Annotated in this window: 8 protein-coding genes; 4 read left to right on the forward strand and 4 right to left on the reverse strand. The window is 41.7% G+C overall.

The window, feature by feature from the left end:
• Nucleotides 1-123: 123 nt before the first annotated feature.
• Both ACM0OP_RS22710 and trmFO read right to left on the reverse strand, forming a co-directional pair.
• Nucleotides 124-729, reverse strand: coding sequence for a YdcF family protein (locus ACM0OP_RS22710; RefSeq protein ID WP_414530680.1), 606 nt, complete (start codon nt 727-729; stop codon nt 124-126).
• Between the two features lie 88 nt (nt 730-817).
• A complete protein-coding gene (trmFO, locus tag ACM0OP_RS22715) occupies nt 818-2,131 on the reverse strand; it encodes an FADH(2)-oxidizing methylenetetrahydrofolate--tRNA-(uracil(54)-C(5))-methyltransferase TrmFO (protein WP_414530681.1) in 1,314 nt (437 codons plus the stop codon).
• Nucleotides 2,132-2,260: 129 nt separating this feature from the next.
• Between trmFO and ACM0OP_RS22720 the strand changes: the two genes are divergently transcribed.
• Nucleotides 2,261-2,491, forward strand: a complete 231-nt coding sequence (locus ACM0OP_RS22720) for a hypothetical protein (protein ID WP_414530682.1) — start codon at nt 2,261-2,263, stop codon at nt 2,489-2,491.
• 87 nt (nt 2,492-2,578) lie between these two features.
• Here the strand turns inward: ACM0OP_RS22720 and ACM0OP_RS22725 are convergent, their stop codons facing one another.
• Nucleotides 2,579-3,778 carry a hypothetical protein gene (locus ACM0OP_RS22725; RefSeq protein ID WP_414530683.1) on the reverse strand — a complete coding sequence of 400 codons (1,200 nt, stop codon included), beginning with the start codon at nt 3,776-3,778 and terminating at the stop codon, nt 2,579-2,581.
• Nucleotides 3,779-4,858: 1,080 nt separating this feature from the next.
• On the opposite strand from ACM0OP_RS22725, the gene fmt reads away from it, so the two are divergent.
• Nucleotides 4,859-5,860 (forward strand): methionyl-tRNA formyltransferase, encoded by a 1,002-nt coding sequence (gene fmt / locus ACM0OP_RS22730; RefSeq protein WP_414530684.1) that lies wholly within the window; start codon nt 4,859-4,861, stop codon nt 5,858-5,860.
• A 21-nt stretch (nt 5,861-5,881) separates the two neighbouring features.
• Here the strand turns inward: fmt and ACM0OP_RS22735 are convergent, their stop codons facing one another.
• Entirely contained in the window at nt 5,882-6,241 is a 360-nt protein-coding gene (locus ACM0OP_RS22735) for a DUF6464 family protein (RefSeq protein ID WP_414530685.1), read from the reverse strand.
• Between the two features lie 759 nt (nt 6,242-7,000).
• Here ACM0OP_RS22735 and psaC point away from each other — a divergent pair.
• Together psaC and glmS are read left to right on the forward strand one after the other, a co-directional pair.
• The gene (gene psaC / locus ACM0OP_RS22740; protein ID WP_010997613.1) at nt 7,001-7,246 is read left to right on the forward strand and encodes a photosystem I iron-sulfur center protein PsaC; all 246 of its coding nucleotides are present in this window, start codon (nt 7,001-7,003) and stop codon (nt 7,244-7,246) included.
• Between the two features lie 231 nt (nt 7,247-7,477).
• A complete protein-coding gene (gene glmS / locus ACM0OP_RS22745) occupies nt 7,478-9,376 on the forward strand; it encodes a glutamine--fructose-6-phosphate transaminase (isomerizing) (RefSeq protein ID WP_414530686.1) in 1,899 nt (632 codons plus the stop codon).
• Nucleotides 9,377-9,479: the final 103 nt, after the last annotated feature.

Genomic DNA, 9,479 nt, shown 5'->3' on the forward strand with positions numbered 1-9,479 from the left:
AATCGTTACATTGTTTACACTGTCTTGTTTTTAGCCTTGTTTGTCGCCCCGTCAGAAATTAAACTCCTGTGATTGTATTAGGGAAATTCATTCAGTAGCCCATCCTCAAGATGAGTTTTGATCCTAAAATTTAAACACTAAATAGAAAAAGTAAAAATAAGTTTCTCGGCTCAAGAACGCCATTTGACTGCGAAAACTGCGATAGCGGGTAGTTGGTGTGGGAGATGAATATGCATCCATTCCTAAGCCTTGTGCCATCAATACGGCTCTTTTCATGTGCAAGGGATCACTGACAATGAGAAACTTGGTTAATTGGTAATCGTTTGCTACTTCCAAAGCATTTTTGAGGTTTTGGTGAGTTGTGCGAGACTGAGTTTCGGTGAGAATATCAGCAGCTTTTACCTGTTGTGCGATCGCGTAATTTTTGCCCACTATAGCTTCAGGTGGTTCATTACTCTCCCCAACTCCACCAGTAAAAATGATCGTTTTAACAGATCCATTTTTATATAAATTAATGGCGTGGTTAATCCGCTCCCGGAAAACAGGAGATGGTTCTTCTCCCCAAACTGCTGCTCCTAAAACAATTGCGGCATCAGCCTTGATATTATTACTACTGCTACCATATAAATAAATACTTGTGGCTGTAGATGCGATCGCCAGTAACAAGGCAGATATCACAGCCATTGTCACCAAACCTAACCATTTTTTGGAAATTTTGTCATTGAGCATGGGGCGTTCTGCTGTTTTTTTTGCCTTCTCAACTCCCCTCCCCTAGTAGTACCTGTAGCTTCGTTGGCGGGGAGGGTTAGACGTGGCGTTAAAACTCACATTTCCAACTAGCCAAATCAGCCAAAGAGCGATCGCGGTAACGTCCATAACGTTCCGGTTTACTCTTAATTTTCACCCCCAAATCTGGTAAAATGCCAAAATTAGGCGGCATTGGCTGAAAATGCTTCGGTGCAGCCGAACTAATAAACTCCAACAAAGCCCCCATCATCGTTGTCGGTGGGGCTGTTAATAAATCTTTCCCCAAAGCTAACCGCGCCGCATTAGTTCCCGCCAACCAACCATCTGCTGCTGCTGCGGTGTAACCTTCAGTCCCAATCAACTGTCCCGCCGCAAATAAGGTGGGACGCTGCTTAAACTGCAAACTAGAATACATCAATTGGGGTGCATTAATAAAAGTATTGCGGTGCATCACTCCCAACCGCACAAATTCGGCATCTTCTAAACCAGGAATCAGGCGGAAAACTCGTTTTTGTTCACCCCAGCGCAAATTAGTTTGGAACCCGACCATATTCCACAGTTGACCTGCTTTATCTTCTTGGCGTAGTTGTACCACTGCATAGGGACGTTCCCCGGTGCGACTATCAGATAATCCCACTGGTTTCAGGGGACCATAACGCATGGTGTCTTCTCCCCGCAGCGCTTGTTCTTCTATCGGTAAACAAGCCTCAAAAAATTTTGCTGTTTCCCGTTCAAAATCTTTTAATTCCGTTTGTTCCGCTTGCCGCAATTCTGACCAAAAGTGCAAATATTGCTCTTTATTCATGGGACAATTGAGATAAGCGGCTTCTCCTTTGTCATAGCGGGATGCCATAAAAGCAATATCATGATTAATCGATTCTCCCACCACAATGGGACTGGCCGCATCAAAAAAGCTGAGGTATTCCATCCCGGTGAAGCGCTGCAAATCTGCGGCTAATTCCGGACTCGTTAAGGGACCTGTGGCTAAGACAACAATTCCTTCGGGAATGGCTGTGACTTCACCCCGACGAAATTCAATTAAAGGATGCTGTGATACTGTTTCTGTTAAATCTTGACTAAATTTTCCTCTATCTACAGCTAAAGCCCCACCAGCAGGAACTGCGTGTTCATCAGCTTTGGAGATCACAAGAGAATTGAGTTGGCGTAGCTCTTCGTGTAATAATCCGGTAGCGCGATCGCTTGCCATTGCTCCAAAGGAATTACTACAGACTAATTCTGCTACCTGTTCAGTATGATGGGCTGGGCTAAAGCGTTTGGGGCGCATTTCGTGGAAAATTACTGGTACTCCAGCCTGGGCTATTTGCCAAGCCGCTTCTGTCCCTGCTAATCCACCTCCAATCACTTGTATTGGTTGTTTATCCATATTGATTAGTTTAGTTACCTAATATAAATTTGCTGGTAGCCCATATTTTTGATCTTAAATGATCAAGTTTATGAAGTTTTTTGTGTAAACTTTGATAATACACCAGAAAATTAGTATAAGGAAATACGGATGGAACGCTCAAAAATAGTTGCTATTATTACAGGGGCAATTTCTATTTTATTAGCGATCGCCTATTTAGTTTTAGTACAATTACTAGACTACCGGGACATGAAACCAGCGCCTATCAGCCAACTAATATCACAGCAAGTTGTCGCAAGTATATATAGCTGGGGACTGGGGACTGGGGACTGGGTTAAGACCCGAATAGTCTATCAGTTTTATTATCCGTTTATGTCCTAAGTTTCTTAGCCGTTGCTATATACTCAACAGTGAAAAAAATCCCGTCGCTTCTAGATGACAACGGGAGTCTCACTAATTTTTCAGCGCTTATCGAGAAGCAAATTGAGGGCCAGCCCAAACCTCTGTAATTTTGGGACCAAAAGTGATGGGTTGATCTGAATCTGTACTATTTAGAGTTTGACCATCGCTAGCCACTTGTACCAAAGGCCAGTCTTCATCTCCCATTTCACCCGCCCGGAACAGTGCATGATCCGGCTGATTTTTACTCCAACCTAATAACACGGCAATTTTCTCATGCTCATGTTCTTCACGGGCTGGGGCTACAGTATTAACCTGATTTTTTTGCCGATCCCAAATCACTGCTTGATCTGTAGAATCTCCTGTATTGAACTTACCTTGGAACTTACGCGCTAAGAAGCGATCGCTTTTTTCTGACCAGCTAACAGGAACTAAAACTCCGATTTTGCCACTCCCATCAGTATCCATTTCTGTTGCTGATGAACGGTTTCTGTTTAACAAAGGATCAATAATAGCTCCAGTAGAAGCCATTACCCGCAAGGTCTTGGTTTGTGTCTCTTCCACAAACATCACACTAGTAACCCTACTCTGATACATTGCGGGACTCACTTCTAATTGCACCCGACTGTAAACAATATATCTACCATCGGGAGAAGTGACTGGTACACTGCGATAGTGGCGAATCCCAGAACCCCCATTCGCACTGATAGCTTCCTGAGTAGCGAGAATCCATTTCCAAGGAATGGGATGGGGACTACCCAAGGGATCAAATTCTGCTATTTGGGATTCATCCAGTTCTTCCACAGCCGGACTTTCTGGAGTAAAGATGTATTTTGATGGTATGGGGGTTGTTCTCAATGACTTTGTACTCAGCACCTGATTTGGCCATTGGCCATTTAACTTCTGAGTAGTTTTGAATTTTTGCGCTAAATTCTTACTCGCAGATGTTCCTGGTATTGGTGCTAATTCCACTCTTGCTAATGGATTCTCCGCATCAACATCACCCCTAGAGAGAAAATCACTGGCTACCAACGACCCTGTTTCATTGGTTTGTAATCTTGATGGTTCCCGAATAGCAGCCATTAACAATGGAATGGAATCAGATTTGTTAATGAAGCGAGTTATGGGAGATGTTGTAATTAATTCAACTAAATAAGGTTCATTCATAGTAGCCACTGCCGAGGGCGCATCAGCAATTTTTGTGACTAATTTTGCTTGTTTTGCTGAAGAGGTGCTACCAGAAGCCGCAACTAATGGTGTTATCAGCATGACAACAAAAAAATACTTGAAAAATGGTTGGAGGTGGGACCATCCTGACAGCAGTAAGAGTTTGAGCATAGATTAGACTCTCTAGGGAGGGCGGGTGCTGTGTGAAGAGCAATGCCAAGGTAGCAACGGAGCAAGTGATAATTACAGGTATAACAGCAAAGTTACAGGTTTAACGAATAAAACCGGATATTTTGTTCAAACTTTGCAGAATTTCACAAAAACCTTAGTGTCATTTTTTATACCTTATGGTTGACAAGTAGTGTTTTTGTAGGAAGTCTGCTATTCAGACTCTGATGCAATTTCACTGAAAGTGATTGCATGAAAATATACTCTTACCACTGCCTACAGCAATCAACTACTACATCAGATGGCTGATGTGAGTTAAAGATAAAACAAGTATGATGTCAGTTGAACTTACTGACAGTACAGAGTCTAGTAACTAATCTGTTGACATTAGCTAACGCTAATGCTGGTTCCCCTATTTATTCCTGCTACAACAGAGCTTAACCCAATAACGGCAGGAGCGAGGCGTTACTCTAAATAAATGGGAAAGATAACTTACAAACCATGATACAAAAAAATACTCTGAGTATCTACCCCAATATTAAAAGTAATATCTCAATTTCAACTAATCATGCGATCGCAATTTAGGTGAAAAAACACAGCATCAATTGATCACATACATTTACTGTATAAACCTAACAAGCATCGTTATGAAACATAGCTGATTAGGATTACTAGTAATTTATACAGTTACTATCAGCTTATTAGCTTCTTAATCAGTTGTATAAGTTAATTAGCCAAAAGTAATCTTGACCAACATAGAACCACATTAGCATCAAAGAAAATTATTCTCCACTAAATTCTAGAAAAATTTTGGTGATCTAGATCATAGACTAACAACTAAAATAGTTGAGCAGATTTATCCCGTACGACCTATTTAGTCTTGACTACCGAAGATATAAGTAGGCAAAAATCGCATAAAATTATTTAAATTGGTTTATCCTCAGAACCTTAATGTTAAATATGTCTGCTTAAAGACATTTATAATCAGTCAAACTACGCAAACAGTAATCATTAATGAAAGTAGTATTTTTTGGAACACCTCACTTCGCCGTTCCTACCCTAGAAAAGTTACTAAATCAACCAGAAATTGAGGTATTGGCAGTTGTTAGCCAACCTGATAAACGTCGGGAAAGGGGCAATAAACTGATTCCTTCCGCAGTAAAAACCGTTGCAATTAACCATAACTTACCTGTATGGCAACCACAAAGAATTAAAAAAGATCCTGAAACTTTAAGTCAACTGCAACACTGTCAGGCTGATGTATTTGTAGTTGTGGCCTATGGACAAATTTTATCCCCAGAGATATTGGCTATGCCCAGGTTGGGTTGCATCAATGTTCATGGTTCCATTTTACCCCAGTATCGTGGTGCTGCACCAATTCAGTGGTGTCTGCATAACGGGGAAAAAACAACGGGGATCACTACTATGTTAATGGATGCAGGGATGGATACGGGTGCAATGCTGTTGAAAGCAACTACACCAATTACACTCCTAGATAATGCCCATGATTTAGCCCAGAGGCTATCTGTTATGGGTGGAGATTTATTACTAGAAACTCTCTGGAAGTTAGAAAGCCAGGAAATTCAACCTCTTCCCCAAGATGATGGCTTGGCGACTTATGCACCTTTGATCCAAAAGCCAAACTACAGTTTAGATTGGTCAAAAAGTGCGATGGAATTACACAACCAAATCAGAGGCTTTTATCCCAACTGCACAGCCACCTTTCGCAATCAAGGTCTAAAAATCATCGCTTCCCTTCCCGTTGGTGACGCTTACGCTGATGATCCCACACCCGAATTAGCGGAAATTTACCAAAAATTACCTGATTTATCCGTTATCTCTGGTAGTCCCGGAGAAGTGGTAAGCATTGCCAAGGGCGTTGGTGCTATTACTCAAACTGGGTCAGGTTTACTACTTTTGCGAGAGGTTCAGTTAGCCGGAAAACGTCCTCAGTCGGGATGGGATTTTGTGAATGGTAATCGTTTGACAGTGGGAGAGGTGTTGGGTAATGGGTAGCTGAGGAGAAAAACAGATTCCCTAAACTGCTAACTTTTCATAGAAACGGCAAGACTCACAAGGGCCTTCTGGGTTGACAGCACAGCGCATAATTTCTGATTGTGCATTATAACTACAGGTAGCATCACCAATTACCCAACGTCCTTGGACTAAGGTTTTCTCTGTTGGTCTTTTGGCTGACTGTACGTAAAGAGCGATATTCCGCAGGTGGTAACGTCCGGATTTAAATTGGTATCTGTGGCGGCGTTCTAACACTGCATAGGTTTTGCCTTCAAAATCAACATAGTTTCCTGGTTGGGGTGTCCAGTCGAGTTGGACTTTTCCCAATGACTGCTGGGGATGTGTGAGAATCACCTCTGTAGCTAACGAGTCTGGCTGCATAAATTTTTGTTACGTGGTTTACATTAATTATAAATACAATGGTAAAGACCTTTGGTAAAGAGGAATGTAGTGACCTTACCAAGGATAATTTCTGTATTTGGTTAAATCCCCATTGGTTGATTGCAAGTTATGGAAAAATTTTTCCCACTTTTTGACAATATATAAAATCCAGGCGATCGCCTTTTATTGAGCCAAATATTTTGTGATAAATTCCGGCATTTTACTATTGTATAGTTAGCAAACAATAATTATTATAGAAAAGTTCAAGGATTACGAAATTTGTGTTAACTTTTACTTCATATATCTTTACAAATAGTAGAGATGTGTGAAAGTGGTTAGACGGGTAACTAGCTGTAATATCCTTGATATACAAAGAATACAGAGCTTTGCCAAATTCTAATTCCTGGCAGTTCCTATTAAATTGTTTGAAGTTATGTAGCCTTTTGATTACGAACTATAAGTTACTGCTGTAAACTGTGTTTTGATAACTGCAAGCCGCAGATTCGTGATTTATAGTCATGAGTTAAGCGCGACCTATTTCTATGTTGAGAATAGTATATGGTTGCGTGTTATGGTAAAGTTATTTCGATAGTCGCTGTCGGTACTACAGAGACTTAAAACGCCTATAAAGAATCTATAAGACCAGAAGCAATTCAGGCAAGATTCAATCATGTAGGAATCGCGTGACTGTTTTAGTCCTGCGAGGTTCAAATATGATTCTTTCGCAGAGAAGAACACCTGGAAAGGAGCCTTTTTTCAATGTCTCATACCGTTAAAATTTACGATACCTGCATTGGCTGCACCCAGTGCGTCCGCGCTTGCCCTACAGACGTGTTGGAAATGGTTCCCTGGGATGGCTGTAAAGCTGCTCAAGTGGCATCTTCACCCCGCACCGAAGACTGTGTAGGCTGTAAGCGTTGTGAAACTGCTTGCCCAACTGACTTTTTGAGCATCCGAGTTTATCTAGGTGCTGAAACAACTCGCAGTATGGGTCTAGCTTATTAGGGAATTTACCGTAAATTCCTAATCTGGTTCACGATTCGGTGTTTCCAGAACAAGCTGCTTTTGCCTAGTGGGGTGGGTTATGCTCACCCTACTATATTTTTAGCTTATAAAAAATTATAAATACTTGGTAGCATAGGGAGCAATTGGCTCTTTTTTTTTGGGAGTAAATGCCGTTTGTCTATCTGGGAGTAGACTGGATAAATTATATTGAAATTCAGAGTGGTGTCAGTTATGTGTGGAATCGTTGGGTATATCGGCACTCAAGGGGCAACAGATATCTTACTAGCTGGCTTAGAAAAACTGGAGTATCGCGGGTATGATTCTGCCGGGATAGCTACAGTCTGGGAAGGTGAAGTTAACTGTGTCCGTGCCAAAGGTAAACTACATAACTTACGTTCTAAACTGGAAAAAATTGCAAATCCGGCTCAAATTGGTATTGGTCACACTCGCTGGGCTACTCATGGTAAGCCGGAAGAACACAACGCCCATCCTCATTTAGATATGGCTATGCGGGTGGCGGTGGTGCAAAATGGTATTGTGGAAAATTACCGGGAGTTGCGAGAGGAACTTAAACACAAAGGACACCTGTTTGTTTCGGAAACTGACACAGAAGTTATTCCTCATTTGATAGCTGAACTTTTAAAACATCCTCCAGCGCCCCACTTACCTACTTCTCCATCTCCACTTTTAGACGCAATACGCCAAGCTGTTAACCATCTTAAAGGAGCGTTTGCGATCGCAGTTATTTCTGCTGACTACCCAGATGAATTAATTGTTGTTCGTCAACAAGCACCCTTAGTCATTGGCTTTGGTCAAGGTGAGTTCTTTTGCGCCTCAGACACTCCAGCAATTGTGGCTCATACCCGTGCCGTTTTACCCTTGGAAAATGGCGAAATTGCTCGTCTGACTCCCTTGGGTGTGGAAGTTTATAACTTTGCAGGGGAGCGGTTAAAAAAACAGCCCCGGATGCTGAATTTGAGTCCCACAATGGTAGAAAAACAGGGATTCAAACACTTCATGCTCAAAGAAATTTATGAGCAACCAGGAGTAGTTCGAGCCAGTTTAGCAGCTTACTTTGAGACTAATGGTAATTTAGCTGAGTCAGGTTCACCCATTAAGCTGGATTTACCTAGTGAATTTTACGCAGATTTAGAACAAATTAATATAGTAGCTTGTGGTACGAGTTGGCACGCCGCATTACTGGGAAAATATTTAATTGAACAACTAGCAGGCATTTCCACTCAAGTACATTATGCTTCTGAGTATCGCTATGCACCTTCACCCTTAACAGCAAATACATTAGTTATTGGTGTTACCCAATCGGGAGAAACTGCTGATACTTTAGCCGCTTTAGGGATGGAAAAAGAACGTCGTCAGGGAAAAGAAACTAAATATCAAGCCCGACTTTTAGGGATTACCAATCGCCCAGAAAGCAGCTTAGGGTTGATGGTTCCCCATATTATTAACACTTTAGCAGGAATTGAAATTGGGGTAGCAGCAACGAAAACTTTTATCGCCCAATTGATGGCGTTTTACGCTTTGGCTTTGGATTTAGCCGCCCGTCGTCAAACAGTTTCCCCAGAAAGATTAGTAGAGATTATTCAAGCATTACAACAAATTCCGCAACAAATTGAGGCGACTTTGCAAAGTCAGGAAAGTTTAACTGAACACTTAGCCCATGAATTTGCAGATACAACAGATTTTATCTTTTTAGGTAGGGGGATCAATTTTCCCATTGCTTTAGAAGGGGCTTTAAAATTAAAGGAAATCAGCTATATTCACGCTGAAGGTTATCCGGCTGGGGAGATGAAACATGGCCCCATTGCTTTGTTAGATGCTAAGGTTCCGGTAGTGGCGATCGCAGTTCCTGGTAATGTGTATGAAAAGGTGCTTTCTAATGCCCAAGAAGCCAAAGCCAGAGATTCCCGCTTAATTGGTGTGACTCCCAGCAATGATGGCGAAGCTGCGGAAATCTTTAATGATTTGCTCCCAGTTTCCGACGTGGATGAATTACTCTCACCGCTTCTCACAGTGATTCCTTTGCAACTCTTGGCTTATCATATTGCAGCGCGTCGCGGTTTGGATGTTGACCAGCCCCGGAATTTAGCAAAATCTGTCACAGTTGAATAATCTTATACTACTGTTTCCTAAGCATTTGTAGACGAATAAAAAAGTCGTACAATAGACTCATCCGCGAATCATAAATGCCTACCAGGAGAGAGTGACAAGGAAT

The sequence above is a fragment of the Nodularia chucula CCY0103 genome (assembly GCF_963923915.1).
GTDB classification, from domain to species: Bacteria; Cyanobacteriota; Cyanobacteriia; order Cyanobacteriales; family Nostocaceae; genus Nodularia; species Nodularia chucula.